The following is a 26,821-nucleotide window of genomic DNA, read 5'->3' on the forward strand; positions in this document are numbered from 1 at the left end:
GCCCTTATTCTCATGCTCAGTAACGAACTCAAGACTCAAATCCAGGGCGCCTACACGCGTTTCCTTGAAGCCAAAAGCCTCAAGCCACGTTATGGCCAGCGCTTGATGATCGCAGAGATCGCCAAAGTCCTCGGTGTCATACAAACCGATGGCGAAGGTAAACGTAGCAGCGATGCTGCGGTGGTCGCGGTAGAAGCGGGCACCGGTACCGGTAAAACCGTGGCGTATTGCCTGGCGGCGATCCCGACTGCCAAGGCCGCAGGTAAACGCTTGGTGATTGCCACTGCGACGGTCGCCCTGCAGGAGCAGATTGTCTACAAGGACCTGCCCGACCTGATGCGTAACAGTGGCTTGAACTTCAGCTTTGCCCTGGCCAAGGGCCGTGGCCGCTACCTGTGCCTGTCCAAGCTCGACCTGCTGCTGCAAGAGGGCCATGCGCAGACCGCCACCGCGCAGCTGTTCGAGGAAGAGGGCTTCAAGATTGATGTCGATGAGCAAAGCCAGAAACTCTTTACTTCGATGATCGAGAAGCTCGCCGGCAACAAGTGGGACGGCGACCGTGACAGTTGGCCGCAAGAGCTCGAAGATGCTGACTGGGCGCGCTTGACGACTGATCACAGCCAGTGCACCAGCCGTCACTGTCCCAACTTCCAGCAGTGTGCCTTCTACAAGGCACGTGAAGGCATGGGCAAGGTCGATGTCATTGTCACCAACCACGATATGGTGTTGGCCGATTTGGCCCTTGGCGGCGGCGCTGTACTGCCTGATCCGCGTGAAACCCTGTATGTGTTCGATGAAGGTCACCACTTGCCAGATAAAGCAATTGGCCACTTCGCACACTTCACCCGCTTGCGCTCAACTGCTGACTGGCTGGAACAGGTCGCCAAGAACCTGACCAAGTTGCTCGCCCAGAACCCTCTGCCAGGTGATCTCGGACGTTTGATCGAACAGGTGCCCGAGCTTGCCCGTGAGATCAAGACCCAGCAGCAGTTCATGTTCAATGCCTGCGAGCAGGTGGCTGACTTCAAGCCAGGCGAAGACATGGAAGGCCGTGAGCGTCCGCGGCACCGTTTTGTCGGCGGAGTGGTGCCCGAGCACCTGACCGAGCTTGGTCTTGAGTTGAAAAAAGGGTTTTCGAAACTGACCGATTTGTTTACCGGCGTCACCGAACACCTTAAAGAAGCCATGGACGGTGAAGCGACCATTGGTATCGCCAGCCACCAGGCCGAGGAATGGTACCCACTGTTTGGCAGCCTGCTTGCCCGTGCGCAAGGTAACTGGGAGCTCTGGTTGGCCTTTACCACCGAGGACCCGGAAGACAATCCGCCAATGGCGCGCTGGCTGACCCTGGCTGAAAGCGGCGCCATGTTTGACATTGAAGTCAACGCCAGTCCAATCCTGGCGGCGGAGATGCTGCGACGGAACCTGTGGAATGTGGCCTATGGCGCGCTGGTGACATCTGCGACCCTGACCGCGCTGGGTACTTTCGATCGTTATCGCATGCGTGCCGGGCTGCCCAAGGTTGCGGTCACTGCGGTGGTGCCCAGCCCGTTCCATCATGCCGACGCCGGTGTGCTCAAGGTCCCGGACCTAAAAGCCGATCCCCGTGATGCAACAGTGCATACGGCGGCCATAATCCGGGAACTGCGGGGGTTGGTTGAAGGCTCAAAAGGAACGCTGGTACTGTTCTCATCGCGCAAGCAGATGCAGGCTGTGTTCGATGGGCTTGAACGCGACTGGCGTAAACGGGTATTTATCCAGGGCAATCTGTCCAAGCAGGAAACCCTGAATAAGCACAAGGCCCGTGTCGATAGTGGGGAAGAAAGTGTCTTGTTTGGCCTGGCCAGCTTCGCAGAGGGTGTCGATTTGCCCGGCGCCTATTGCGAGCATGTGGTGATCGCCAAAATACCCTTTGCTGTACCGGACGATCCTGTGGAAGCTGCATTGGCCGAATGGATCGAGGCGCGAGGCGGCAACCCCTTTATGGAAATTGCCGTGCCCGATGCCTCGCTCAGGCTGGTCCAGGCCTGTGGTCGTTTGCTTCGTACTGAAGCGGATCGGGGCATTATCACCTTGCTCGATCGTCGGGTAGTCACGCAGCGCTACGGCAAAGCCATTCTCAATGCGCTGCCGCCGTTTCGCCGCGAAATTAGTTAAGTTGAAAAAAACAGGGTGAATATTTGCCTGCCAGGTTGTCCATTGGTGGGTTGTTCTAGAGAGGCTGTAAATGAAGCACTGTCAATTGCTATTACTGGTTGCCTTATTCACCTGCTCAAAAGCCTTTGCTGCGCTTGAAGGGCAAGAAACATTGCTTAACTTTGTAAGCCCGACCGATGTCGTCAAGGTCGCAACCAAAGACTCGAATTTTCCAGAGGTGACCGCTGAAGAAACGCCGACTGGCGAGATTCTTCGGCGCTTCGTGTTCAATCAGGCACAACAACCGCGCCTTGAACTGACTCCGAACAAGGGTGTTTGGGATTGGTCGGATGATTCGCAGATAACCCTTTACCTGCAAAACGCCATGGACTGGGCGCTGACCCTGAATGTGCAGGTTGAAAGTGCCGATGGTAAGGTCTTGCACACCAGCGTTGCACTGCCAGCCGGGCCTGGGCAAACGCTGGTCGTGCCGCTCAACGCGACTTCGCCCAATGCACATGGCATGCGTGCGGGGCCGCCGATGCCGTGGAAGTTTGAGGGGCGGCGGGTGTTGCTGGCGACGAATGTCAGCGGGGAGCTGGACCAGAGCAAGGTCACTCGCGTGACCCTGTCGTTGAACAACCCGGATTCCGCTCAAAGCGTATTGCTCGGGCGTTTTGGCGTCTACAAGGGCGCATCCATAGAAGCTGCTGCCTATGATTCGATTGTCGACCAGTTCGGCCAGTTCACGCGCGGCCAGTGGCCAGAAAAAGTTAATAGCGCAGAACAGTTGAGAGATGCCGCGCAAAAGGAACAAGAGCAGTTGGCCAAATGGCTGAGTGAACGACCGAAGTTCGATCAGTATGGCGGTTTGCTGGGTGGGCCAACTCTTGAGGCAACCGGCTTCTTCCGCACGCAAAAACTGGGTGAGCGCTGGATCATGGTCACCCCGGATGGCAATCCGTTTTTCTCCCTCGGGGTGAACGCGGTCAATACCGACCAGAGCCAGACCTACATCGAAGGCCGGGAGTCGATGTTCAAGGGCTTGCCAGCTCCATCCGACCCCTTGGCCGTGCATTACGGCCAGGGTGACAACCAAAGCAATAACGGCTCTGGTAAGGGCCGGGGGTTTGCCAAGGGCAAGTGGTTCGACTTCTACAAGGCCAACCTGCAGCGCACCTATGCCGATGATGCCTGTTTGCAGCCTGGGCATGACCTCCAGGCGGACCAATCCCCGAAGGCTCCGGCGTCTGAACCTGTGGCAGGCGCCGAGCCGGTACCCGTAAAACCCGCTGACCAGCCCGCAGCCACCGCGCCGGCAACGGCTGTGGATTGCAGCATTAGCTCGTTCGATGCCAAGCGCTGGACCGAGCTTGCACTGACCCGTCTACAGGCCTGGGGCTTCAATACCATTGGCAACTGGAGCGCGGATTCACTGGGCAAGGCGCAGCGCATGCCCTATACATTGCCGCTTTCTATCAGTGGCGATTACCAAACCATCAGCACCGGGCTGGACTGGTGGGGTGGGATGCCCGATCCATTCGATCCGCGCTTTGCCATGGCCACCGAGCGAGCTGTAGCCATCGCTGCGCGCGAACATCGCAATGATCCATGGTTGATTGGCTATTATTCCGATAAAGAACTGGCCTGGGCCCATCCCGACCCGGGGCCACGCGGGCGTTATGCTCTGAGTTTCGGCACCCTGCGCTCGACTACCGATGTACCTGCCAAGCGTGCATTCCTGAAAATGCTGCGCGACAAATATCGCAACCAGCAAGGACTGTCGAAAGCCTGGGGCATTGACTTGCCTGCCTGGGAGCTACTGGAAGACCCGGGCTTCGAGGCGCCGCTGCCGAACGAGAAGTACCCGGCGATCGAGCAGGACTACCGGGCCTTCCAGCGTTTGTTTGCCGATACCTACTTCAAGACCATTGATGATGCGCTGCAATGGCATGCGCCGAACCAGATGTTGCTGGGTGGTCGTTTTGCGATCAGCACTCCGGAGGCGGTTGCCTCGTGCGCCCAGTATTGCGATGTCCTGAGCTTCAACTTCTACACCCTTGAGCCGCAACATGGTTATGACTTCGCTGCATTGCGCGCCCTCGACAAGCCGATCCTGGTCACCGAGTTTCACTTTGGCTCGCGTGACCGTGGGCCGTTCTGGGGCGGCGTGACCGAGGTCCATGCCGAGAAAGACCGTGGCCCGGCGTACAGCCATTTTATCGAGCAGGCCCTGGCTGAGCCTTCGATTGTTGGGGCGCACTGGTTCCAGTATCTTGACCAGCCTGTCACAGGGCGCTTGCTCGATGGGGTTTCCAGTATCTTGCCCAGCCTGTCACAGGGCGCTTGCTCGATGGGGAAAATGGCCACTTGGGGCTTTTGGGCATAACCGACCGGCCATTCGCAGGTTTTGTCGAGGCGGTGCGCAAGACCAACCTCAAGGTCGGTAGCCGTTTGCTCGAAACGCTTAAAGATGTACCGGCTCCCCAAACACCGATAGCTGCGCCACAAGCACAGGCCCAAAGCCAGCCATAACCAAAGATACCGACCGGCAATTAAGGACAACACATGCAGATTCAGGGGTATTTCGACCTCAAGTTTGAAGGCGTCAAGGATGCCTTTGCCGAGCTGTTTGATAACCCCCAGGAGCGTGGCGCTGCGCTTTGCGTGCAAGTCGCTGGCGAGACCGTTATCGATATCTGGGCCGGCGTTGCAGACAAGGAAGGCGAGCAGGCCTGGCACAGCGACACGATTGTTAATTTGTTTTCCTGCACCAAGCCCTTCGCCGCGGTGACGATCATGCAGCTCGTCGGTGAGGGCAAGCTGGACCTGGATGCGCCAGTGACGCGCTACTGGCCAGAGTTTGCAGCAGCCGGGAAGAGCAATATCACGCTTCGCCACCTGCTGTGCCATCAAGCGGGGTTGCCTGCGCTGCACGCGATGCTGCCGGCTGAAGCGCTCTATGATTGGGATGCAATGACCACCGCCCTGGCTGCCGAGCAGCCCTGGTGGTCGCTTGGCGAAGGGCATGGCTATGCCCCGATCACCTATGGCTGGCTGGCGGGGGAGGTTATTCGCCGAGTCGAAGGGCGCGGTCCTGGAGAGTCCATCGCCGCACGGATCTGTGAGCCGCTGGGCCTGGATTTCCATGTGGGCCTGGCAGATACGGAGTTCCACCGCGTCGCCCATGTGTCGCGTGGCAAGGGCAATATGGGCGATGCTGCTGCGCAGCGCCTGCTAAAAGTCATGATGACCGATGCCAGCGCAATGTCGACGCGCTCCTTTACCAATCCACCTTCAATCATGACCAGTACCAACAAGCCCGAGTGGCGGCGCATGCAGCAGCCTGCAGCAAACGGTCACGGCAATGCCCGCAGCCTTGCCGGGTTTTACAATGCTTTGCTCGACGGCCGTTTGCTTGAAAGCGAGCTGCTTGGCGAGTTAACCCGTGAGCACAGCAAGGGTGAGGATAAAACCTTGCTGACTCAAACCCGCTTTGGACTCGGTTGCATGCTCGATCAGCCAGATGTTGCCAATGCAACCTACGGCATGGGCCGTGGGGCATTCGGTCATCCGGGCGCTGGCGGTTCCATTGGCTTTGCCGACCCTGAACATGATGTTGCATTCGGTTTTGTGGTCAATAATCTAGGGCCATTCGTCTTAATGGACCCCAGAGCGCAAAAACTTGCAGTGAAGTTGGCTGAATCTTTGTAGCAAGCTCAGCTAAACTGTGTCGCAATCAAAGCTTTAGGGGGACTCTGAAAAAAAACGAGCGAAGACAGGACAAGGCACAAATCAAGGGTGTGGGTGAATCAGCCCTTCATGCCTTTTGCCCCGGTGCATTGTCTGGCTCAGTAGTTTTTCAGAGTATTCCTGGGACTTATTTTGACTGTTCTATCAGGTGTGGATAATAAATGCGCTCACATAAGTACTTAGTAATTGGCTTGGCAGTACTGATCTCAGGCTGTTCAAGCTTCAAGCTCCCGGAACAACTCAGTTTCCTGTCCCCAGGCCCCAGCAAGGCTACGCCGCAATTACCTAGCCCAGCCGTTACCAAGGCCTGGCTGGATGAGTACGAGCCGCGTGTTCGTGAAGCGGTCAAGGGCAGCAATTTCGAGGTTGAACGTCGTGAAAACGTGTTGGTGGTAACCGCGCCAGTCAAATCGAACTTCAACCCTGATCGTCCGAGCATGCTGATGCCGATCACCTTGTCACCTATCACCAAGGTCGCCAAGCTGCTGGAAAATGACAAGAGCATGGGTATTTTGATTCTGGGCCACACCGACACTTCCGGTACCCTGGAACTGAATCGTGAACTGAGCCAGAAGCGTGCACGGGCATTTGTCGCGATTTTCCAACTCAGTGGTCTCAAGCGCGACCGCCTGCTGGTCAAGGGCATGGGGCCGGATGCTCCACGCGCCGCTAATGACAGTGCCGCGGGACGTGAACTCAACCGTCGCGTTGAGATGATCCTCACTTCGCAGAAAACCCTCAACGCGCTGCTTGCCCAGTACGAGAAACCATTGCCGGTTGTCGCCAAGACCGAATCCAAGTAAGCGCCTCACATTAAACCCGCTGCAGTGCGGCGGGTTTATCGCCGGTTGTTGCAGATCAAGCCAGCAACGCGGCGCTCGGGTAAGCTAAGCAATATCCTTCAGGAGGGCTTAGCCAATGACCCAGACTCTGGCCGATATGCGCCGTGAATACATCCGTGATGGCTTGACCGAGGCGCAGGCGCCGCAAGAGCCGTTTGCACTGTTCGAGCAATGGTTCGCGCAAGCGCTGAACACCGAACAGCTTCCGGTGGAACCCAACGCCATGACCCTGGCAACGGTGGATGCCGAAGGTCGTCCTCACTGTCGCGTATTGCTGCTCAAGGGGCTGGATGCCAGCGGTTTTACCTTTTTCAGTAATTACGACAGTGCCAAAGGCGAGCAATTGGCTGCACGACCCTTTGCCGCCATGACGTTCTTTTGGCCGACGCTTGAGCGCCAGGTGCGCATCGAAGGGCGCGTCGAGCGGGTCACGCCTGCGGAGTCCGACGCCTACTTTCAAGTAAGGCCAATGGGTAGTCGCTTGGGGGCTTGGGCCTCACCGCAAAGTCAGGTTATTGCTGATCGCGCCGAGCTTGAAGCTTTACTGGAACAGGCTCAGCAGCGATTTTCCGACCAGGCTCCCCAGTGCCCGCCGCATTGGGGCGGCTACCGCTTGTTGCCCGAACGCATCGAGTTCTGGCAGGGCCGCGCCAGCCGTCTGCACGATCGTCTGAACTACCGCCTGGTTGAAGGGCAATGGCAACGCGAACGCCTGGCACCCTGACGCGCAGTTGCAAATGCCTTGAATTTTAATGTCTTTGCCGGCTTATGGGGCGGCTTGAACAGGGCCATACAGTGATACTCGACACCGCGCTGGCACAGCACATCGTTGATCGCGCAATGGCGATCCTGCCGCACAATATCAATGTCATGGACGCTCAAGGCATGATCATCGGCAGCGGTGACCCGGAGCGCCTGCACACCCGTCACGAAGGCGCGCAGTTGGTGCTTGCCAATCGACGGGTGGTGGAAATCGATCAGCAGGCCGCTGCCTGCTTGCGCGGAGTCAGGCCTGGGGTCAACCTGCCGCTGATGTATGCCCAGCAATTGATTGGCGTGCTGGGCATTACCGGTTCTCCTGAGATCGTCAGGCCCTACGCAGAACTGGTGCGGATGGCGGCTGAAATGCTGGTCGAGCAGCGCCAGTTGCAGGCTGAGCGCAATTGGCAGCGTCATCAACTGGAATCCTGGCTACGCCTGCTGCTTGATCCTCAACAATCGCTGGCCAGTCTTGAAGCTGAAGCCCAGCGCCTGGACTTGCAGTTGCATTGGCCGCTGCAAGCCTGCTTGCTGGAGTTGGAGGAGGGCAGTGAGTCTTCTCTGAGGCAAGCCCGTGTTCTGGATGCGCTAAATAGCAGGAGCGAGCATCTGTGCACCTTATCCAGTGCGCGCGAGCTGTTTTATTGTCGTCCAGCCAGTGCCGGGCGTGGTGACAGTGCCTGGCTGGGTGCTGCCGATGAGCGTGATTGGGGCGTGCGTCGCTTGCTGGTTAGCGATGCGGCCCGCTCCCTGGATGAGTTGCGCCAGGCCAGCCTGGCTTTACGGGATCTTCAGGTGTACGCGCAGGCTCGAAATCCCCAGGAGCGGCTGTTGCGCCTGGATCAATACCGGCTGGCAACGCTGCTTTATGCCCAGCGCCACAGCTGGCTGCTGCAGGGCTGGCTGGCGCCGCTGAAACAGCTGGTCAAACAAGATACCAATGGGGCGTTACTGGAGACGTTGCACGCATGGTGCGAGCACGAGGGGCAGGCCCAAGTCTGCGCGGATGCGCTCGGTATTCACCGCAATACCCTGCGTTATCGGCTTGAGCGAATTGCACAATTGAGCGGTATTGAGCTGACGCGGCTCGATCAGCGTCTACAGTTGACACTGGGCCTTGAATTACTGGGGCCGGAATAAGGCGGGCAAACATCATTCCGGCGCTGTGCGCGTGCACAGTAAGGCTGTGTTTATGATGTGGGTTTGTGGTGCGCGGGCACAGGGCATTGAAGCCTGCAGCTAGGTGACAATACGCCGCCAATCGGCAGGTTGCCGGGCATTCCTATAAAAAAAACTGGAGAGTGACATGGTTTTAGTCCTGATACTCATCGCACTAATTGCATTTATCGTTCTGTCCACTACACGTCTGAAGCTTCATCCATTCCTGTCACTGCTCGCAGCCGCCTTGATTGCAGGCTTTGCCTATCAAGTGCCTGCAGGTGAGATCATCAAGACCATCACCACAGGTTTCGGTGGAATCCTGGGCTATATCGGGATCGTGATCGTGCTCGGCACCATCATCGGTGTGATTCTTGAGCGCAGCGGCGCGGCCATCACCATGGCTGAATCCGTTATCAAGCTGCTCGGTGAACGCTTTCCGACCCTGACCATGTCAATTATTGGTTATCTGGTTTCGATCCCGGTGTTCTGCGACTCAGGCTATGTCATTCTCAACTCGTTGAAGAATGCCCTGGCTGCGCGCATGAAGATCTCGGTCGTGGCAATGAGCGTCGCGCTGGCGACCGGCCTGTACGCAACCCATACCTTTGTGCCGCCAACACCAGGCCCGATTGCCGCTGCCGGTAACCTGGGCTTGGAGTCGTCGCTCGGGCTGGTTATTGCCGTGGGCCTGTTCGTGGCGATGGTGACTGCGCTGGCGGGCATGCTTTGGGCCAATCGTTTCATCAAGCAAGATGATGCCGAGTTGCTGGAAGAAGCGCCAAGCGAGCTACTGGCCGAAGATGTGGATTTTGAAGCGCTCAAGGCTCGTTACGGCAAACTGCCTTCGGCCATGCAGGCATTCGCGCCGATCTTTTTACCTATTGCGTTGATCTGCCTGGGTTCGGTTGCAGCCTTTCCAAGCAAGCCTTTGGGCGAAGGCGCACTGTTCAGCGTACTCAGTTTCCTCGGTCAGCCGGTGGCGGCATTGCTGGTTGGCTTGGCGCTGGCCTGTACCCTGCTCAAGGGCGAGAACAAACGCCAGCAGTTCCATGACCAGGTTGCCGAAGGTCTGGTCGCCGCTGCACCTATCCTGTTGATTACCGGTGCGGGCGGCGCATTTGGTGCCATGCTCAAGGCTACTGAGCTGGGTAATTATCTGGGTACCAGCCTTTCGGCACTGGGCGTAGGCCTGTTCATGCCGTTTCTGGTGGCGGCTGCGCTAAAGACTGCGCAAGGCTCTTCGACCGTTGCCCTGGTGACGACCTCAGCCATGGTTGCGCCTTTGTTGGGCAGCCTGGGTCTGGACAGTGAAATGGGACGAGTGCTGACCGTAATGGCGATTGGTGCAGGGGCTATGACTGTTTCCCACGCCAATGACAGCTTCTTCTGGGTGGTTAGCCAGTTTAGCCGCATGAAAGTTTCCACGGCCTATCGCGCCCAGACCATGGCAACCCTGGTGCAGGGTGTGGTGGGCATGCTTACCGTCTGGCTGCTGAGCCTGGTGCTGCTGTAATCGCTATCCAGTGCCTGGGCTTTACTGGTACGGGCACTGGAACATCAGTTTATAAGCGCAATGCTGTTGCGCTGTAATGCGAGATTTCTCTTTTAGCGAGCTGTTTATGAAAGTCGTGATTGCGCCGGACTCCTTTAAAGAAAGCCTTACCGCGGCAGAGGTTGCACAAGCCATCTCGCGGGGCTGGTTGGCTGTGTACCCGCAGGCGGAAATAGCCCTCAAGCCCATGGCGGATGGCGGCGAAGGGACGGTCGATGCCGTGCTTGCCGCTGCTGGCGGCAACCGTCACGAATTGCAGGTTCAGGGGCCTATGGGGCATCCGGTAAAGGCCCACTGGGGCATGCTGGACGACCACACGGCCGTGATTGAAATGGCGGCGGCCAGTGGCTTGCATTGGGTGGCGCGCGAGGAGCGTGACGCCACCATCACCAGCAGTTTCGGTACTGGCCAATTGATTCGAGCCGCTCTGGATGCCGGAGCCGAGCGCATTATTCTCGGCCTTGGCGGCAGTGCCACCAATGATTGCGGTGCAGGCCTGATGCAGGCGCTGGGTGTACGTTTTCTCGATGAAGATGATCGCGAGTTGGCGCCGGGTGGTGCAGCCTTGATCAATCTGAAGCAGATAGATTTGTCCAACCTTGACCCTCGCGTACTTGAGGTGCAGTTCGACATAGCTGCCGATGTCGATAACCCCTTGGTGGGCCCGCGAGGGGCATCGGCTGTCTTTGGTCCGCAAAAGGGCGCCAGTCCCGAGCAGGTGCAATCGCTCGATGCAGCTCTGCAACGCATGTCGCGTGTAGTGGCTTCAACCCTGGGCGAGGATTTCAGTGAGATTCCAGGCGTGGGTGCTGCAGGCGGCTTGGGGTTTGCCGCCAAGGCTTTCCTGAAAGCTCGCTTTCGTCCGGGGGTGGAGTTGGTCGCAGAGCTTTCCGGCCTGGCGGCGGCGTTGCAGGGCGCTGACCTGGCGATCACCGGCGAAGGGCGACTGGACGCCCAGACCTTGCACGGCAAGACGCCAATAGGTGTCGCTCGCCTGGCCAAGGCGGCTGGGGTGCCGGTGGTAGTCCTGGCCGGTAGCTTGGGTGAAGGCTACCAACGCACCTACGCTGGGGGGATTGATGCCGCCTTCAGCCTGACCTCCGGTCCAATGAGCCTGGAGCAGGCCTGCGCAGGTGCAGATGCTGAATTGCAGGCGAGGGCAACCGACATAGCCCGGCTCTGGTAGGTTGCCCAAGCTGCACGCTAACTCGGGCAGATCCAGCGTCGTGACCTTGGTGCATAGCCGCTCATGTAGATCATGGGTGGCTTGGGTTTTACGTATCCTGATGTATTAGATTGCTCAAGAGCACTACCTTTTACCGGGCCAGCTAGGCTATTGTTGATTAAGGTCGTGACCGCGCCCGGCAAGTCGCGGTCTAATACAGTGATATTCACTGGAGGAATTTTTATGCGTAAACCCAATCTGCTGGTTGCTTCATTTGCTGCTTTGGCCCTGATGCTGGGTGGTTGCCAGTCAAGCTTGACCGGTGACACCTACAGCCGCGATGAAGCCCGGCAAGTGCAAACCGTTCGCCTGGGCACCATTGAGTCGCTGCGTCCCGTGAAAATCGAAGGCACCAAGACCCCAGTCGGCGCAGGCGCTGGCGCAGTGGTTGGTGGTGTAGCGGGCAGCACTATCGGTGGCGGTCGCGGTAGCGCGGTTGCGGCAGTGATAGGTGCAGTCGCTGGTGGTTTGTTGGGGGCCGCGACCGAAGAAGGCCTGACCCGCACCCAAGGCGTCGAAATCACCGTGCGTGAAGACGACGGCAGCATGCGTGCCTATGTCCAGGAAGTTGAAGAAAACCAGGTGTTCCGTGTTGGCCAGCGCGTTCGCATCATGACAGTCAACGGCACCAGCCGGGTTTCACCATAAGCATCCGAGCAAGCATGGGGTTTTGCCGGTTTCGTAGATTCCCAGACGGTGACAGCCTGGCTGGCACCGCTGCTCAACCTGTATTGGCCCGTTCGCTCGTCAACGCCCATACCTGATACTGCAGGCAACCGAGAGCCAAACTGGTCTGGCTATCGGTTGGATCGCACCGTTCGATCCAGCTCAAATCAGCCTTGCTAGAGCAAATGCGCGCAGCTTTTGCTGATGGGACTTGCGTGCGTAGTCAACGCTGCAGGTCGTGTTGTCCGGTCGGCTGTAATCATGGGTATAAAATGCTGGGCTACAAAGATGTGCGGCAGGCAATTAACCATACTCTAGAGTTTTAGTAATAATTCTATTCATGACGCTGGCTCGATAGGTATGGATAATCGTTAAATAGTCGTGGTTCTACAGGGACTTATGATTTGCGCTTGGCAGATTGTCAGCAGTTGCAAGTGTGTATTCGATGGGCGTGGCTATTGAATCACTCAATGGATGCTAACAAGTCGCGGTAACTTCAATCGCGTGCTTGCAGAAGGGGTTTGTATATGGTGCTTGCGTTAATTATCGCCTTGCCTTTTTTCGGGGTGATCTTACCGCTTATGGCTGAGCGTCTTGGGCGTTCGGCATGTGCCGTCGCGGCAGGCCTTGCGCCACTTGCGGCGCTTGTCTTGCTGTTGTCGCAGCAGGGCACAGTGTTTGCCGGCGATATGATTCGTGCGCGTGTGCAATGGTTGCCTGAAATAGGCCTCAATCTGAGCCTGCGGCTCGATGGCCTGGGCTTTCTGTTTGCCTTGCTGATCCTGGGCATCGGCCTGCTGGTCATACTCTACGCCCGCTACTACCTCGCAAAACAAGAGCCAATGGGGCGTTTCTTTGCCTTCCTCTTGCTGTTCATGGGCGCCATGCTCGGTGTGGTGTTGTCTGAAAACCTGTTGTTGATGGTGATTTTCTGGGAGCTCACCAGCCTGTCTTCATTTTTGTTGATCGGTTTCTGGAGCTCGCGTACCGATGCGCGCAAAGGCTCGCGCATGGCCTTGGCGATTACCGGTGGTGGTGGTCTGTCGTTGCTTGCTGGGGTACTGTTACTGGGACATATCGCGGGCAGCTATGAACTGTCGCAGGTACTGGCTGCCGGTTATGCCATACGTGCCCATGCGTTGTATCCGGTGGTCCTGATCCTGGTCCTGCTGGGGGTCTTTACCAAGTCGGCGCAGTTTCCCTTTCATTTCTGGTTGCCCCACGCGATGGCGGCGCCAACCCCTGTTTCGGCCTATCTGCATTCGGCCACCATGGTCAAGGCAGGGGTATTCCTGCTTGCGCGATTGTATCCGGCGCTGGCCGGTACCGACCTGTGGTTCTACATCGTTAGCCTGACCGGCCTTGCGACCATGTTGATTGGTGCGTGCATGGCGTTGTTCCAGCATGACCTCAAAGGATTGCTGGCGTATTCGACCATCAGCCACCTGGGCTTGATCACCCTGCTGTTTGGCTTGAATACCGAGTTGGGCGCGGTCGCCGCGATCTTCCATATCATTAACCACGCCACCTTCAAGGCGTCATTGTTCATGGCCGCCGGGATTATCGACCACGAAACCGGTAGCCGCGATATGCGGCGTATCAACGGTATGTGGAAGTACATGCCGCACACCGCGATGCTGGCGATGGTTGCCGCGCTGGCAATGGCTGGTGTACCGCTGCTCAATGGCTTCCTCAGTAAAGAGATGTTCTTCAGCGAGACCCTCAACCAGCACATGCTTGGCAGTTTCGACTGGGCGATTCCGGCCATCGCGACCCTGGCGGGTGGATTCTCGGTCGCGTACTCGCTGCGCTTTATCCACGATGTGTTCTTTAACGGCGAGCCGATCAACCTGCCGAAGTACCCGCCCCATGAGCCGCCGCGCTACATGAAGGTGCCGGTGGAAATCCTGGTGTTCCTGTGCCTGCTCGTGGGTATCGTGCCTGCGTATACCGTTGCGCCTTTATTGGCTGCCGCGGCCTCTGCAAGCCTGGGGGGCGAATTGCCACAGTACAGCCTGGCCATCTGGCATGGCCTGAATCTGCCCTTGCTGATGAGCTTTGCCGCCACAGCGGGCGGCGTATTGGTCTATGCCTTCCGCCAACCCCTGTTCCGCTGGTACGCAGGTTTACCGGCGATGGATGCCAAGCTGGCGTTTGACCAGTGCATGGTGACCCTGGTTGATTTTTGCCGACTGATTACCCGTCGTCTTGAAACCGGCTCCTTGCAGCACTACCTGGCGCTGTTGCTGGCATCGGCCCTGGTGGTGGTCACGCTGGCACTTGGGCCCTTGCCGCAAATGCGCGGCTCGGTGGCACTCTCGCCGATTGATGGCATCACTGCGCTGGGGCTTGGCATCATGGCGCTGGCAGGGCTGATCACGGTGATATTCCACCGCCAGCGCCTGGTTTCATTGTTGATGCTCAGCGTAGTTGGGTTGATGGTCGCGCTGGCATTTGCCCGTTACTCTGCCCCCGACCTTGCGCTGACCCAACTCTCGGTTGAAGTGGTGACCATCGTGCTGTTGATGCTGGCGCTGTTCTTCTTGCCGGCGCAGACGCGCATGGAGTCGAGCAGCATGCGGACCTTGCGCGACTTTATCCTGGCCATTGGTTGCGGGGTGATGGTCGCCATGCTGGCGTTTGCCGTGTTGACCCGCCCATACGAAACCATTTCCGGATTCTTCCTGGCCAACAGCGTCAGTGGTGGCGGTGGTCATAACGTGGTCAATGTGATTCTGGTTGACTTCCGTGGCTTTGACACCATGGGCGAAATTACCGTGCTTGCAATTGCCGGTGTAGGTATCTACGCGATGCTTGATGGCCTGCGTTTGATCCAACCGCACGCGGATGCCGAAGGGCGTAGCTGGGCCCGTGATCGCCATCCGCTGATCCTGGCAACGCTGTCGCGTGTGCTATTGCCCATGGCCCTGTTGATCTCGGTGTTCATCTTCCTGCGCGGGCACAACTTGCCCGGTGGCGGCTTTATCGCCGGCCTGGTTACTTCTGTCGCGCTGATCCTGCAGTACGTCGCCAGCGGTGTGCAGTGGACGCAATCGCGCTTGCCGCTCAACTACCATCGCATGGCGGGTGCCGGCGTCTTGATCGCGGGGCTCACCGGGGTTGGCAGTTGGTTGTTTGAACGACCCTTCCTGACATCGGCATTTGGCCACTTTGAAATCCCCTTTATTGGCGAAATCGAACTGGCAACGGCAATGATATTTGATCTGGGCGTGTACCTGACCGTAGTGGGTGCGACGCTGCTGATCCTCGCTAACCTGGGCAAATTGACCCAGGAAAAGCCCGGACAAGAGGTTCTCTGACATGGAAGCTTTATTCGCCGCGGTACTGGGCATCCTGACCGCCAGCGGGGTCTACCTGCTGCTGCGTGCCCGTACCTTTCCCGTCGTCATGGGGCTGACCCTGATTTCCTATGCGGTCAACCTGTTCCTGTTTGCCATGGGGCGCTTGCAAACCGGCGTTGCTTCGGTGATCAGCGAGAACGGCAAGTATGGTGATCCACTGCCACAGGCCCTGGTACTGACCGCCATTGTGATTGGCTTCGCGATGACTGCTTTCGTTGTGGTACTGGCTCTACGCAGCGTTGGCGAGACGGACACTGACCACGTTGATGGCCAGGAGACCAAGCCATGAATCACGCGTTGATCCTGCCTATAGTGTTGCCCATGTTTGTCGGCAGCCTGTTACTGTTTGGCGCGCGCTTGAGCATGCCAGTCAAACGCATCATGTCGTTTTCCGTGGTGCTGGTCATGCTGCCCCTTAGCTTCTGGTTGATGGCGAAAGCCAGCCAGGGCGACCTGCAAGTCTATGCCCTGGGCAACTGGCAGCCACCGTTCGGCATTATCCTGATGCTTGATCGTCTCAGTGCGCTGATGCTGGTTGCGACCGCTGTCTTGAGTTTCTTCGCGTTGCTCTACGCAACCCGGGGCGACGACGAGCGGGGGCGCAACTTCCACGCGCTGTTCCAGTTCCAGTTGATGGGCATTTACGGCGCATTCTTGACCGCCGACCTGTTCAACCTCTTTGTCTTCTTCGAGATTTTGCTGATCGCATCCTATTCACTGTTGCTGCACGGTGGCGGCCCGGACCGGGTTCGCGCAGGCTTGCACTATGTGGTGATGAACCTGGTGGGTTCTGCATTTTTCCTGATAGCCGTCGGTGTGCTTTATGGCATCACCGGTACCTTGAACATGGCCGACATGGCGCAAAGGGTCGCTGCTACCTCGGCGGACCAAGCGCCGCTGATTGGCGCTGCCGGCTTTCTGTTGCTGGTGGTGTTTGGCCTCAAGGCTGCATTCCTGCCGCTGTACTTCTGGTTGCCAAGGGCCTATGCCTCGGCCACTGCGCCAGTTGCCGCCTTGTTTGCGATCATGACCAAGGTGGGGCTGTATTCGATTCTGCGGGTCTACACCCTGATCTTCGGTGATGACGCGGGCACGCTGGCCAACATGGCCGATGATTGGCTCTGGCCTCTGGCACTGCTGACGATCGGCCTGGGAGCAATAGGCGCGCTGGCTGCAAAAAGCCTGCACGGATTGATTGCCTACTTGGTCGTGGTTTCAGTCGGTACCTTGCTCGCCGGCCTGGCGATCGGCACGCCAGAGTCGGTGTCGGCCGCGCTTTACTACCTGCTGCACAGTACATGGGTGTCTGGAGGCCTGTTTCTCCTGGCGGACCTGGTGTCCCGCCAGCGAGGAGTCAAGACCACCGAGCTGGTGCAGGGGCCAGAGCTGCAAAATCCCTACATACTCGGTTCATTATTCTTTATCGGCGCAATCTCTATTGCGGGCCTGCCGCCACTGTCAGGCTTTATTGGCAAGTTGCTGTTGCTGCGTTCGGTAGAGCCTGGCTTGCAGATGGCGTTCATGTGGCCGGTGGTATTGATTGGTGGCTTGATTACCGTTATTGCATTCAGCCGTGCAGGCAGCACGCTGTTTTGGCGCGTAGGCCTAAGCCAGCTCGACAGTGCCGAGCTTGATTATGGGCGGCTATGGGCCTGCGTTGGCTTGCTGGTCTTGAGTCCGGCATTGGTTGGCTTGGCTGCGCCTTTGCTCGATTACGTCCACGCCACCGTTAGTCAGTTGCATGACCTGCCGCTTTACTACCAGATCATCCAGGCCGGAGGTGGTGCATGAAGCCCCGTCATTTCTTACCGCATCCACTGTTAAGCCTGTGTCTGATGGTGGTCTGGGTACTGCTGGCCAATGACATGAGCCTGGGTAACTGGGTCATGGGCGCCATACTCGGCTGGCTGATCCCGCTGCTTACGCAAGTGTTCTGGATCACTCCGCCACGTATCTACAAACCCTTCAAGCTGTGCTGGTTTTTTCTGCGCATCATTGGCGACATCATCCTGGCTAACCTGGAGGTGGCGAAGTTGATTCTCGGGCCGCAAAGCAAGCTGCGCCCGGCATTCGTCGAGATCCCGATGCTGCTGGAGGATGACTTGGCGCTGACCATGCTCGCCAGCATCATCTCGCTGACGCCGGGCACCGTGTCCGCCGACCTCAGTGACGACCGCAAGATGCTGTTGGTCCATACCCTGGATGTGAAGGATGAAGCGCACTTGATCGCCGAGATCAAAACCCGTTACGAAGCCCCTCTGTTGGAGGTATTCACATGCTCGACTACGTGATTCCGGTGTGCCTGGTCTTTATGGGAATGGCGCTGTCGCTCACCGTTGCCCGGCTGATCAAGGGCCCGGATATGCCCGACCGGATTCTGGCCCTGGATACCCTGTATATCAATGCGATTGCCTTGCTGGTGCTCTTCGGTATCTGGCTGAGTTCGGATCTGTATTTCGAGGCGGCGCTGCTCATTGCTGTAATGGGCTTTATTGGCACTGTGGCGGTGACCAAGTACCTGCTGCGTGGCGATATCATTGAATAGGAAAGCCCATGAACATCTGGATTGAAGGCCTGGTTTCGTTTTTTTTGCTGGCAGGTAGCCTGTTCGCCTTTGTGGGGGCGCTGGGCCTATACCGCTTGCCGGACTTTTTTATGCGCCTGCACGGCCCGACCAAATCCACCACCCTGGGTGTTGGTGGCATGGTCATCGCCTCGTTGATTTACTTTGGTGCGCGGGGTGAGGGCATCAGCTTTCACGAGCTGTTGATCACCTTGTTCCTGTTTATCACCGCACCTGTCAGCCCGCACATGCTGGCCAAGGCGGCCATGCAGCAAAAGCTGCGGATCAACGAGAACACCAGCGGCAAGCCCTGGGATCAGTAAACCCTTGCCGAGCAGCTAGGCGAGGCTACCTGCACACTTTCCGCCGCTGACTGTACCTGTCGTCCCAGGCGCGGGGGCTCTACACTGTGGCACTCTTCGGATGAGGTTATCTATGAGTGCTAAGCAGGGCAGAGGATTGGCAGTCGTCTGCCTTATAAGTGCAATGGCGATCCGGGGCAGTTCATTTATTTCCCTGAAAATGGCTTTTGCCGAGTTGCCACCCTTGTGGGTGATCTTTGGTCGCATGCTGCTGGGCAGCCTGGTGTTCCTATTGGCCTGGCGCTGGCGTGGTCGGTTTGACTATCGCCGCGGCGATTGGAAATACCTGGTCGGGCTGGCCGCGTGCGAGCCTTGCCTGTACTTCATCTTCGAAGCATTGGCCCTACAAAATACCAGTGCTTCGCAAGCCGGAATGATTACGGCCCTGTTGCCCTTGTTGGTTGCGGTTGGTGCATTCGTATTTCTGCGTGAGCGCACCACGGGCACGACCCTTGCCGGATTTGCCCTTGCGGTGGTTGGTGCGGTCTGGTTGAGCCTGGCTGGTAGTGCCGACGAGCATGCAATTAATCCACTACTGGGCAACTTCTACGAATTTCTGGCGATGATCTGCGCCACAGGTTACACCTTGTTGCTCAAGCACCTGTCTTCACGCTATTCGGCATTTATGCTCACGGCCATGCAGGCCTTTATTGGCGCGTTGTTCTTCCTGCCAGTTGCCGCATCGCAGGCGCCATTTCCGCAAGCGATCAGCCTGCAAGGCATTGCCGTGTTGTGTTATCTGGGCATCGTGGTGACGGTGGGCGGCTACGGCCTGTACAACTTCGGTGTGAGCCGGTTGCCGGCTGGCCAGGCCTCCGGGTTTATCAACCTGATCCCGGTATTTACCCTCATCATGGCCATCATCGTCTTGGGTGAAAGCCTCAACCTGATGCAAGCCTGCGCAGCCGGGTTGGTGTTCGTCGGCGTGGGCTTGAGCCAGTACCGCAATACCCCGGCACTTCCGGCCGGAGTGCTCGACTAAGATCACAACATAAAAACAACCTGGGAGGCCAATGTGAGTGACATCAGAGACTGGAGTCGGGAAGCGATCCGTATTATCGAAGCTGACTTCCAGCGCAGCGCCGATACGCATTTGATTCCACTCGATCTGCCTGGTCTGCCGGGAATCGACCTGTATTTCAAGGATGAGTCGAGTCATCCAACGGGCAGCCTGAAACATCGCCTGGCGCGCTCGCTATTCCTGTATGCACTGTGTAATGGCTGGCTCAAGCCGGGAGCACCGGTCATCGAGGCGTCGAGCGGTTCCACGGCGGTTTCCGAGGCCTATTTTGCGCGATTGCTGGGTATCCCGTTTATAGCGGTCATGCCAGCTAGCACCTCGAAAGAGAAGATCGCACAGATTGCCTTCTACGGTGGCCAGAGCCATTTGGTGGATGATCCCGCGCAAATATCGGCGGAGTCCGAACGGCTGGCGCGCGAGACGGGCGGGCACTTTATGGATCAGTTCACCTATGCCGAGCGCGCAACAGATTGGCGTGCCAATAACAATATTGCCGAGTCGATTTTCCAGCAACTGCGTTTCGAGCATTACCCGGAGCCGAGCTGGCTGGTTTCCAGTGCCGGTACCGGCGGTACTATGGCGACGCTGGGGCGGTATGTACGTTATCGCCAGCATTGCACCAAGGTGTTCTGTGCCGACACCGAGTGCTCGGTATTCTACGATTACTACTGCAACGGTGACGCCAGCCAGACCTGGCATTGTGGCTCGCGCATCGAAGGGATTGGCAGGCCACGGGTCGAGCCTTCATTCTTGCCTTCGGTGATTGATGCCATGGCCAAGGTGCCGGATGCGCTCTCCCTTGCGGCCATGCATTACCTGGCGGCTAAACTCGGACGTCGCGTGGGCGGTTCCAGTGGCACCAATCTGGTCGGCGCCTTGCTGGTTGGGCAGGACATGCTCGCCCAGCAGCAACGCGGTTCTATCGTGGCCATTTTATGTGATGGTGGTGAGCGCTACAGCGCAACTTATTACGACGACGTCTGGCTAAAGGCTCAAGGTTACGAGCTTGAGCCTTTGATAGAGATCATTCGCGCCTGCGCCGGGGAGGGTGCGGCGCTGCCAGCTATGCCCGTGAGCGGCTTATGAACCCGCAAATCAGGCTGCGGCAGGCAACCGCGACTGATATCGAGGCCCTTTGCGCATTGATTTTCGAGCATGGGCCCAACCCATGGAATCACTTGCCGATCGATGAGGTAACAGCACACTTGCAAGCCATCGCCAGTGGCGAGGTGCATGCGGTGTTGGCCAAGGCTGACAACGAGTTGCTGGGGTTTGTCAGCTATCGCCTGGCGAGTGATTTTGTCCGCTACCAGCCATCCGGGCGGCGCAGTAATCAGCAGGCCTATATCTGCGAGGCCGTCACGGCCCGTCATGCTGCGGGGCAGGGCCTGGGGGCGCGGTTATTGTTGGCGGCAGTCCAAGCGCTTGCAGAGCGTGGAGTCAAAGATATCTATATCGAGCGGCACGAAGAGAATGCCGCCAGCGCGGGAATGATGCGCAAGGCCGGGTTTGTCGAGGTCGATTGTTTTGCCGATCACAGCAGGCGCCCGGAGGGTTCCGGGCGCACCACTGTCTGCTGCCTGCGCTTGTGAAGTGGCGGTTTTATTCGGCCGGTAAGCCAAGCAGGTCGCGGGCAACGGCCTCGCCAACACGCACGCCATCCACACCTGCCGAGAGAATCCCGCCCGCATAGCCTGCACCTTCTCCCGCCGGAAACAGTCCTTTGACATTAAGGCTCTGCAGCTGGGCGTTACGGGTGATGCGCAGTGGCGATGAGGTGCGGGTTTCAATTCCGGTCAGTACGGCGTCGTGCATGGAGAAGCCGCGAATCTGCTTCTCGAATGCTGGCAAGGCCTCGCGAATCGCCTCAATCGCAAAGTCAGGCAGTGATGGCGCCAGGTCACCCAGCTTGACGCCCGGTTTGTACGAGGGCTCGACGGTGCCCAGGGCGGTGGAGGCTTTACCGGCAATGAAGTCGCCAACCAGTTGGCCTGGTGCTTCGTAGGTGCTGCCGCCGAGGACATAGGCGTGCGACTCCAGGCGCTCCTGCAGCTCAATGCCCGCCAGCGGGCCGCCCGGATAATCTTGCTCGGGGGTAATACCCACGACAATGCCTGCGTTGGCATTGCGCTCGTTGCGCGAGTATTGGCTCATGCCATTGGTGACGACTCGATTTGGCTCGGATGTGGCCGCGACAACGGTGCCGCCGGGGCACATGCAGAAGCTGTACACCGAACGACCATTGCTGGCGTGATGCACCAGCTTGTAGTCGGCTGCGCCGAGTTTTTCATGGCCGGCGTATTTGCCTAGCCGCGAGCGGTCAATCAAGGATTGCGGATGCTCGATGCGAAAACCAATGGAGAATGGCTTGGCCTCCATGAATACATCACGGCTGTGCAGCATGCGAAAGGTATCGCGCGAGCTGTGGCCAAGAGCCAGGATGACATGCTGGCTGAGCAACTGTTCGCCGCTTTCGAGCACAACGCCTTGCATCTGGCCGTCTTCAATCAGCACATCGCTCACGCGTTGTTCAAAGCGTACTTCGCCACCCAGCGCCTTGATCTCCTCGCGCATGGTGGCCACTACGCCAGTCAGGCGGAAAGTACCGATATGCGGCTTGCTGACATACATGATCTCTTCGGGTGCGCCGGCTTTGACAAACTCTTCAAGTACCTTGCGGCCGATAAACTTTGGGTCCTTGATCTGGCTGTAGAGCTTTCCGTCGGGAAAGGTGCCGGCGCCGCCCTCGCCAAACTGTACGTTGGACTCGGGATTGAGCACATTTTTTGGGCATAGTCCCCAGGGGTCCTTGGTGCGCGGGCGTACTTCCTTGCCACGTTCGAGCACGATCGGGCGCAGGCCTGCCTGGGCCAGGATCAGCGCGGCAAAGATCCCGCAGGGGCCAAAACCGACGACTATCGGGCGCTGCTCCAGCGGTTGCTCAGTGCGGCCAACGGGCTTGTATCGGGTATCGGGTGCGACGTCGATGTGGCGGTCATCACTGAACTTGGCCAGCACAGCCGCTTCATCGCGCAGGCTGCAGTCAATGCTGTAGATGAAGTGGATCTCGCTGGATTTCTTGCGCGCATCGTAGCTGCGCTTGAACAGGGTGAAATCCAGCAGCTCGTCATCAGCAATCTGCAGACGCTCGACAATGGCGGGACGCAACGCTTCATCAGGGTGATCAAGCGCGAGTTTAAGTTCAGTGATTCGTAACATCAGGCAACCCGTTATCAGGGCCGGAGGTAACCCGGCAGCTAGTTTGAACGGGTAATTATACGCGCCTAATCCGGTTGCGCGTTAGGCGCGGTCCGAATGGCGCGGATGTCTTGGCTGTGGTTATTGCTGGGCGCCGCCAAAGTAACCGCAGCCGCGCATGACCTGGCCGTTTACCCGTAGTTCTGCACTGAGGTGGCTGACCGCGCCGCTCATGCTGTCTACACAGTGCTGTGGCGTGACCCAGAGTTCGACGCGATCACCATTGGCTTCGCTGGAGATGCTCATGCGTCCTTCTGGCAGTTGCTCCTCGAGATAAGGTAATACCAAGGCTTTTTGACCGATCCGCTCCAGGATCATACCTTCTGGGCTGACGCCTATGTTCCAATCGGGCTCATGGCCGCTGGCGCGGACCTTGGTCAGGCGATAGGCCAGGTCGTCGCACAGCTTGCCCTCCGACTGCAGGCGATACAGGGTATCCAGCTTGAATGAGCCGTCATTGCTGTCGCCGGAACCAAGCAAGCCGCGCATGTCGACCTGCAGCGTCGATGCACCATCGGCACGCAGTCTCTTGGCATCGCTCAGTAGAGTGCTGGCGCCAGCATTGCTGATGACAAACTGGCGTTTCTCGCCACATGGGGTAAAAATCAACTGCTCGCCGTTGAAGTTCAGTTGGCCCTGCATGCGGGTCATTGCGGCCTGTTCATCGACGGGTTTTCCGGTGTACACCTGGCAACTGGCGAACAAAGGGAGCAGGGTGAACAATAGGGTTCGGCGTAAGCGCATCAGTAGTCTCCGGGCAAGTCGCAACACGTTACCGATGCCAGCGGTCGACCACAAGGGTGGCTTGATGATTCAGTGTAAGCGGGTGTACGACGAGGTAGAGGTAAGCGATGGCCAGCGGGTTCTGGTTGATCGGATATGGCCGCGCGGCATGCGCAAGGATGCCCTGGCACTTGACCAGTGGTTGCAGGCGCTTGCACCAAGTCTCGGGTTGCGCAGGGATTTTGCCCATGACCCGGAGCGTTTTAGCGCGTTTCGACAAGGCTATAGGCAAGAGCTCAATAATCATCCCGAGCACTGGATGGCGCTGCTCGACATTGCCGAGCGTGGCACCCTGACCTTGCTTTACGCCGCCAAAGACACCCGGTACAACAATGCCCAGGTGCTTGCTGAGTTCCTGGAGCAGGAGCTGGATCGACGTGAGCACCCCAGCTCAGCCGTCTGCTATGGCAACGTGCTATGAAGCTGGCTTGAACCAGAGTTCGATCTCATCGGTTTCAACCTCAAAGCTTGCCGAATGCTCGGTCTGTGCTGGTACGTGATACCAGTCACCGATCCCAAAGCGCTGGGTTTTGCCGTTCATATGCAGAATCAATTCGCCGCGAATGATCACTCCGTAGTTGTCGGTGTCGTGCACATGGGCCGGTATTGCAGTATTGGCCGGGTAGGACGCAAACAGGACATCCGCTCCAGTGGCGGCAAGCTTGTAGGCATCAAAGCGGCCATCAAACAGCGGCAGGGACCTGATCTTCTCTGGGTAGTTGCCAGGCATTCAAACCTCCATGTTCATGTTGTGAGCCGGTCAGTGATACGTGCCACAGAGCCGCTTGACTGGCTTTATTTGGACAGTGCCAGCTTGACGCCCAAGGCGACAAACAACGCGCCAATCGTACGGTTTAGCAGGCGTGCAATACGCTGGCTGGCTTGAATGTGACGACTGGCAAATGCTGTCGAGGCCGCCAGCAAGTGACACCAGAGCATGCCGTTGAAGTTGAAAATACAGCCTAGCACCACAAAGGCGAGGGCTTTGTGTTCAGCATCTGGCGCAATGAATTGCGGCACAAAGGCCAGAAAAAATAGCGCAACCTTGGGGTTGAGTACGTTGGTCAAAAAACCTTGTAGATACAGCCGGCCATAACTGCGCGGCGTCAACACAGGCGTCGCGTGGGTTGCGCTTTCATGGCCTTTGCCCAGCAGCATGCTGATGCCGATATACAACAAGTAGGCGGCGCCCAGGTATTTGATCAGCATAAATGCGGTGGCCGAAGCGGCGAGCAGTGCCGACAAACCCAATGCAGCGGCGAATACATGGATAAATGTACCGCTGCCAATGCCCAACGCCGCGGCCGAACCCGCTTTAAAGCCCTGGGCCGCACTGCGCGACATCACCAATAAGGAGTCCGGCCCTGGCGTCATGTTGAGCAGCAGGCCGGTGATGATAAACAGCTCTAGGTTCTGTATGCCGAGCATGTGGGTGCGTCTCTGGGGCAGGATGCGTAAGTGCGCTTTATAGCGCATTTGATTGACTTATACCGTTAATTGCATCGGTGGCCAAAGATGATGTGGTTTTAAACGCGAAGTTCTCAGGTGCCAACGATTTTTTCACCTCGGCCTGACATCGCGCTGACAGTCTGCTGATTAACGTACGAGCCACCAAGGTTCATACGCAGGATCAGCAATGAAAAGCACGGCTGGAAAAACACCCGGGAGCACGCGTTTCCCTACTTGGACCGTCAGCATGAGCCGTCCGCTGTTGACGCTGGTGGTTGCCGTTTGGTTGATATTGTTCGCCAACCTGCCTTTTTGGCGAACCATCTGGAGCGGTATTAATGGCTGGAGCAATGGCAATCCTGGCTTTATCGCCAGCCTGCCGCTATTCGCGCTGATGTGGACCTTTATTCTGCTCAGTGTTCTGGCGTGGGGGCGATTGACCAAGCTGGTGCTGGCAATTGCTTTGCTGGTTTCGGCGGCAGTGAGCTACTTCATGAGCAGCTTCGGCATCGTCATCGACTCCGACATGCTGGCCAATGTATTGCAGACAGACCCTGCAGAAGTGCGCGAGTTGATCACAGCGCGGATGCTCGGTTGGATCTTCGTGGTAGGCGTACTTCCAGCCTTGTTGCTGACCCGGGTGCGTATCACAAGGCGCAGTATGGGCCGGGAGCTTGCGATGAAGCTGGCCAGTGTTGTAATCGCTGTGGCCTGCATTGGTGGTATCGCCATGACTGAATATCAGTCCTATGCCTCATTGTTTCGCAACCACCGGGAAATTCGCTTGATGCTGACTCCGTCAAACCTGGTGTCAGCCGTGCACAGTTATGTGCGCAGTGAATTTAAAACGCCTGCCAAACTTGAGGTTGTTGGGGCCGATGCCCATCGCATCCGCGAGGTGGGTGTGAATCGCAAGCCGCGGTTAACCGTGGTGATGGTCGGCGAGACTGCGCGCGCAGCCAACTTCGGCCTTGATGGCTACAAGCGCAACACCAGCCCGGAACTCGCCCGGGAAGGGGTGCTCAACTTCACCGAGGTAAGCTCCTGTGGTACAGCCACGGCGGTTTCAGTGCCGTGCATGTTCCAGGATGTTGGGCGCGATGAGTACAAACCTGAGTATGCTAAAAACCGCGAGGGATTGCTGGATGTGCTGCAGCGTGCCGGTGTCGGTGTGTTGTGGCGTGACAACAATTCAGGCTGCAAGGGCGCCTGTGATCGTGTGCCTACAGATGATGTTTCGCACCTCAACCTGGCAGACTTCTGTGCCAACGGTGAATGCCATGACGATGCGTTGTTGAGTGGCTTGCAGGATTACATCAATAGCATCAAGGATGACACCCTTGTAGTGCTGCACATGAAAGGTAGCCACGGTCCTTTCTACTCCAAGCGTTATCCAGCGGCATACGGCAAGTTCACTCCCGTCTGTGACAGCAGCCAGCTGGATCAATGTTCACGCCAAAGCATCGTCAATGCCTATGACAACTCGCTGTTGTATACCGATCATGTGGTGGCTGAGACCCTGCGCTTGCTCAAGCACAACCAAGCCAGCTTTGATACCGCACTGATTTACCTGTCGGATCATGGCGAGTCGCTTGGTGAGGGTGGCGTGTACCTGCATGGTTTGCCTTATGCAATGGCACCAAAGGAACAGACCCATATCCCAATGGTGATCTGGTTGTCCGAAGGCATCAAGGATCATGATGGTATTCAAGGCCAGTGCATGACTGCACTGGAGAACCAACCCTGGTCGCAGGACAACCTGTTCCACTCGGTACTTGACTTGATGGCGGTGCAAACCTCGGTGTATCGCCCTGAGCTGGATATGTTCCACACATGCAAGGCGACCAATCAGGCTTCGGTCATGTCAGTTGATTCAGCGGCGAGAATCAACTGAGCCGCCGGTAAACGGTCGCGGTGATGCGACCTTTT

Annotated in this window: 23 protein-coding genes and 1 pseudogene; 20 read left to right on the forward strand and 4 right to left on the reverse strand. The window is 57.7% G+C overall.

Going from position 1 to position 26,821, the window contains the following annotated elements; all coding sequences use genetic code 11:
• The first annotated feature begins 12 nt into the window (after positions 1-12).
• From dinG to PSES9_RS0110550, 18 genes and pseudogenes are all read left to right on the forward strand, one after another.
• Positions 13-2,157: an ATP-dependent DNA helicase DinG gene (dinG, locus tag PSES9_RS0110465; protein ID WP_010486697.1), complete on the forward strand. Its 2,145-nt coding sequence runs from the start codon at positions 13-15 to the stop codon at positions 2,155-2,157.
• Positions 2,158-2,227: 70 nt separating this feature from the next.
• Positions 2,228-4,671, forward strand: a pseudogene (locus PSES9_RS24895) (beta-agarase).
• A 33-nt stretch (positions 4,672-4,704) separates the two neighbouring features.
• Entirely contained in the window at positions 4,705-5,850 is a 1,146-nt protein-coding gene (locus PSES9_RS0110475) for an EstA family serine hydrolase (protein WP_010486701.1), read from the forward strand.
• 200 nt (positions 5,851-6,050) lie between these two features.
• Entirely contained in the window at positions 6,051-6,692 is a 642-nt protein-coding gene (locus PSES9_RS23340; RefSeq protein ID WP_010486703.1) for an OmpA family protein, read from the forward strand.
• Between the two features lie 115 nt (positions 6,693-6,807).
• Positions 6,808-7,455 carry a pyridoxamine 5'-phosphate oxidase gene (gene pdxH, locus PSES9_RS0110485; protein WP_010486705.1) on the forward strand — a complete coding sequence of 216 codons (648 nt, stop codon included), beginning with the start codon at positions 6,808-6,810 and terminating at the stop codon, positions 7,453-7,455.
• A 44-nt stretch (positions 7,456-7,499) separates the two neighbouring features.
• Positions 7,500-8,630: a sugar diacid recognition domain-containing protein gene (locus PSES9_RS0110490; protein ID WP_010486706.1), complete on the forward strand. Its 1,131-nt coding sequence runs from the start codon at positions 7,500-7,502 to the stop codon at positions 8,628-8,630.
• 166 nt (positions 8,631-8,796) lie between these two features.
• The gene (locus PSES9_RS0110495) at positions 8,797-10,164 is read left to right on the forward strand and encodes a GntP family permease (protein ID WP_010486708.1); all 1,368 of its coding nucleotides are present in this window, start codon (positions 8,797-8,799) and stop codon (positions 10,162-10,164) included.
• A gap of 106 nt (positions 10,165-10,270) precedes the next feature.
• Positions 10,271-11,389, forward strand: a complete 1,119-nt coding sequence (locus PSES9_RS0110500; protein WP_010486710.1) for a glycerate kinase — start codon at positions 10,271-10,273, stop codon at positions 11,387-11,389.
• A gap of 222 nt (positions 11,390-11,611) precedes the next feature.
• Positions 11,612-12,076 carry a glycine zipper 2TM domain-containing protein gene (locus PSES9_RS0110505; protein WP_010486712.1) on the forward strand — a complete coding sequence of 155 codons (465 nt, stop codon included), beginning with the start codon at positions 11,612-11,614 and terminating at the stop codon, positions 12,074-12,076.
• Between the two features lie 545 nt (positions 12,077-12,621).
• On the forward strand, positions 12,622-15,414 hold the full coding sequence (locus tag PSES9_RS0110510) for a monovalent cation/H+ antiporter subunit A (RefSeq protein WP_010486713.1): 2,793 nt from the start codon (positions 12,622-12,624) through the stop codon (positions 15,412-15,414).
• A 1-nt stretch (position 15,415) separates the two neighbouring features.
• Positions 15,416-15,745: a Na+/H+ antiporter subunit C gene (locus PSES9_RS0110515; protein WP_010486716.1), complete on the forward strand. Its 330-nt coding sequence runs from the start codon at positions 15,416-15,418 to the stop codon at positions 15,743-15,745.
• Complete coding sequence (locus tag PSES9_RS0110520) at positions 15,742-17,247, forward strand: monovalent cation/H+ antiporter subunit D (RefSeq protein ID WP_010486718.1); 1,506 nt, start codon at positions 15,742-15,744, stop codon at positions 17,245-17,247. The genes PSES9_RS0110515 and PSES9_RS0110520 overlap by 4 nt, the downstream gene beginning before the upstream one ends.
• The gene (locus PSES9_RS0110525; protein ID WP_010486720.1) at positions 17,244-17,747 is read left to right on the forward strand and encodes a Na+/H+ antiporter subunit E; all 504 of its coding nucleotides are present in this window, start codon (positions 17,244-17,246) and stop codon (positions 17,745-17,747) included. Before PSES9_RS0110520 ends, PSES9_RS0110525 begins: the two co-directional genes overlap by 4 nt.
• The gene (locus tag PSES9_RS0110530) at positions 17,732-18,001 is read left to right on the forward strand and encodes a K+/H+ antiporter subunit F (protein ID WP_010486721.1); all 270 of its coding nucleotides are present in this window, start codon (positions 17,732-17,734) and stop codon (positions 17,999-18,001) included. Before PSES9_RS0110525 ends, PSES9_RS0110530 begins: the two co-directional genes overlap by 16 nt.
• 8 nt (positions 18,002-18,009) lie before the next feature.
• Positions 18,010-18,342, forward strand: coding sequence for a Na+/H+ antiporter subunit G (locus PSES9_RS0110535; RefSeq protein ID WP_010486723.1), 333 nt, complete (start codon positions 18,010-18,012; stop codon positions 18,340-18,342).
• A gap of 112 nt (positions 18,343-18,454) precedes the next feature.
• Positions 18,455-19,363 carry a DMT family transporter gene (locus PSES9_RS0110540; protein WP_029529487.1) on the forward strand — a complete coding sequence of 303 codons (909 nt, stop codon included), beginning with the start codon at positions 18,455-18,457 and terminating at the stop codon, positions 19,361-19,363.
• A gap of 33 nt (positions 19,364-19,396) precedes the next feature.
• A complete protein-coding gene (locus PSES9_RS0110545) occupies positions 19,397-20,488 on the forward strand; it encodes a PLP-dependent cysteine synthase family protein (RefSeq protein WP_010486727.1) in 1,092 nt (363 codons plus the stop codon).
• Positions 20,485-20,994, forward strand: coding sequence for a GNAT family N-acetyltransferase (locus PSES9_RS0110550; RefSeq protein WP_010486728.1), 510 nt, complete (start codon positions 20,485-20,487; stop codon positions 20,992-20,994). Before PSES9_RS0110545 ends, PSES9_RS0110550 begins: the two co-directional genes overlap by 4 nt.
• Positions 20,995-21,004: 10 nt before the next feature.
• On the opposite strand, the gene PSES9_RS0110555 is transcribed toward PSES9_RS0110550, so the two are convergent.
• Positions 21,005-22,621 (reverse strand): NAD(P)/FAD-dependent oxidoreductase, encoded by a 1,617-nt coding sequence (locus PSES9_RS0110555; protein ID WP_010486729.1) that lies wholly within the window; start codon positions 22,619-22,621, stop codon positions 21,005-21,007.
• Between the two features lie 120 nt (positions 22,622-22,741).
• The gene (locus PSES9_RS0110560) at positions 22,742-23,404 is read right to left on the reverse strand and encodes a COG3650 family protein (protein ID WP_010486730.1); all 663 of its coding nucleotides are present in this window, start codon (positions 23,402-23,404) and stop codon (positions 22,742-22,744) included.
• Positions 23,405-23,468: 64 nt separating this feature from the next.
• Here PSES9_RS0110560 and PSES9_RS0110565 point away from each other — a divergent pair, with 64 nt between their 5' ends.
• The gene (locus PSES9_RS0110565; RefSeq protein ID WP_029529488.1) at positions 23,469-23,864 is read left to right on the forward strand and encodes a DUF488 domain-containing protein; all 396 of its coding nucleotides are present in this window, start codon (positions 23,469-23,471) and stop codon (positions 23,862-23,864) included.
• On the opposite strand, the gene PSES9_RS0110570 is transcribed toward PSES9_RS0110565, so the two are convergent.
• Complete coding sequence (locus tag PSES9_RS0110570) at positions 23,859-24,173, reverse strand: cupin domain-containing protein (protein ID WP_010486733.1); 315 nt, start codon at positions 24,171-24,173, stop codon at positions 23,859-23,861. The two genes, PSES9_RS0110565 and PSES9_RS0110570, sit on opposite strands and share 6 nt — an antisense overlap.
• Positions 24,174-24,238: 65 nt before the next feature.
• Positions 24,239-24,919, reverse strand: coding sequence for a LysE family translocator (locus tag PSES9_RS0110575; protein ID WP_238530382.1), 681 nt, complete (start codon positions 24,917-24,919; stop codon positions 24,239-24,241).
• A gap of 220 nt (positions 24,920-25,139) precedes the next feature.
• On the opposite strand from PSES9_RS0110575, the gene PSES9_RS23345 reads away from it, so the two are divergent.
• Positions 25,140-26,786 carry a phosphoethanolamine transferase gene (locus PSES9_RS23345; RefSeq protein ID WP_010486738.1) on the forward strand — a complete coding sequence of 549 codons (1,647 nt, stop codon included), beginning with the start codon at positions 25,140-25,142 and terminating at the stop codon, positions 26,784-26,786.
• The last annotated feature ends 35 nt before the right edge of the window (positions 26,787-26,821 follow it).

This window comes from Pseudomonas sp. S9 (assembly GCF_000222125.1).
Classification (GTDB): Bacteria; Pseudomonadota; Gammaproteobacteria; order Pseudomonadales; family Pseudomonadaceae; genus Aquipseudomonas; species Aquipseudomonas segetis.

Bases quoted from the DNA above. Each gene is read 5' to 3' on its own strand.
- PSES9_RS0110540 (WP_029529487.1), top strand. From the start codon at position 18,455: ATGAGTGCTAAGCAGGGCAGAGGATTGGCAGTCGTCTGCCTTATAAGT.
- PSES9_RS0110555 (WP_010486729.1), bottom strand. From the start codon at position 22,621: ATGTTACGAATCACTGAACTTAAACTCGCGCTTGATCACCCTGATGAA.
- PSES9_RS0110520 (WP_010486718.1), top strand. From the start codon at position 15,742: ATGAATCACGCGTTGATCCTGCCTATAGTGTTGCCCATGTTTGTCGGC.
- PSES9_RS0110495 (WP_010486708.1), top strand. From the start codon at position 8,797: ATGGTTTTAGTCCTGATACTCATCGCACTAATTGCATTTATCGTTCTG.
- PSES9_RS0110565 (WP_029529488.1), top strand. From the start codon at position 23,469: ATGATTCAGTGTAAGCGGGTGTACGACGAGGTAGAGGTAAGCGATGGC.
- PSES9_RS0110530 (WP_010486721.1), top strand. From the start codon at position 17,732: ATGCTCGACTACGTGATTCCGGTGTGCCTGGTCTTTATGGGAATGGCG.
- PSES9_RS0110515 (WP_010486716.1), top strand. From the start codon at position 15,416: ATGGAAGCTTTATTCGCCGCGGTACTGGGCATCCTGACCGCCAGCGGG.
- PSES9_RS23345 (WP_010486738.1), top strand. From the start codon at position 25,140: ATGAGCCGTCCGCTGTTGACGCTGGTGGTTGCCGTTTGGTTGATATTG.
- PSES9_RS0110490 (WP_010486706.1), top strand. From the start codon at position 7,500: ATGGGGCGGCTTGAACAGGGCCATACAGTGATACTCGACACCGCGCTG.
- dinG (WP_010486697.1), top strand. From the start codon at position 13: ATGCTCAGTAACGAACTCAAGACTCAAATCCAGGGCGCCTACACGCGT.
- PSES9_RS0110570 (WP_010486733.1), bottom strand. From the start codon at position 24,173: ATGCCTGGCAACTACCCAGAGAAGATCAGGTCCCTGCCGCTGTTTGAT.
- PSES9_RS0110505 (WP_010486712.1), top strand. From the start codon at position 11,612: ATGCGTAAACCCAATCTGCTGGTTGCTTCATTTGCTGCTTTGGCCCTG.
- PSES9_RS0110550 (WP_010486728.1), top strand. From the start codon at position 20,485: ATGAACCCGCAAATCAGGCTGCGGCAGGCAACCGCGACTGATATCGAG.
- PSES9_RS0110510 (WP_010486713.1), top strand. From the start codon at position 12,622: ATGGTGCTTGCGTTAATTATCGCCTTGCCTTTTTTCGGGGTGATCTTA.
- PSES9_RS23340 (WP_010486703.1), top strand. From the start codon at position 6,051: ATGCGCTCACATAAGTACTTAGTAATTGGCTTGGCAGTACTGATCTCA.
- pdxH (WP_010486705.1), top strand. From the start codon at position 6,808: ATGACCCAGACTCTGGCCGATATGCGCCGTGAATACATCCGTGATGGC.
- PSES9_RS0110475 (WP_010486701.1), top strand. From the start codon at position 4,705: ATGCAGATTCAGGGGTATTTCGACCTCAAGTTTGAAGGCGTCAAGGAT.
- PSES9_RS0110575 (WP_238530382.1), bottom strand. From the start codon at position 24,919: ATGCGCTATAAAGCGCACTTACGCATCCTGCCCCAGAGACGCACCCAC.
- PSES9_RS0110525 (WP_010486720.1), top strand. From the start codon at position 17,244: ATGAAGCCCCGTCATTTCTTACCGCATCCACTGTTAAGCCTGTGTCTG.
- PSES9_RS0110535 (WP_010486723.1), top strand. From the start codon at position 18,010: ATGAACATCTGGATTGAAGGCCTGGTTTCGTTTTTTTTGCTGGCAGGT.
- PSES9_RS0110560 (WP_010486730.1), bottom strand. From the start codon at position 23,404: ATGCGCTTACGCCGAACCCTATTGTTCACCCTGCTCCCTTTGTTCGCC.
- PSES9_RS0110500 (WP_010486710.1), top strand. From the start codon at position 10,271: ATGAAAGTCGTGATTGCGCCGGACTCCTTTAAAGAAAGCCTTACCGCG.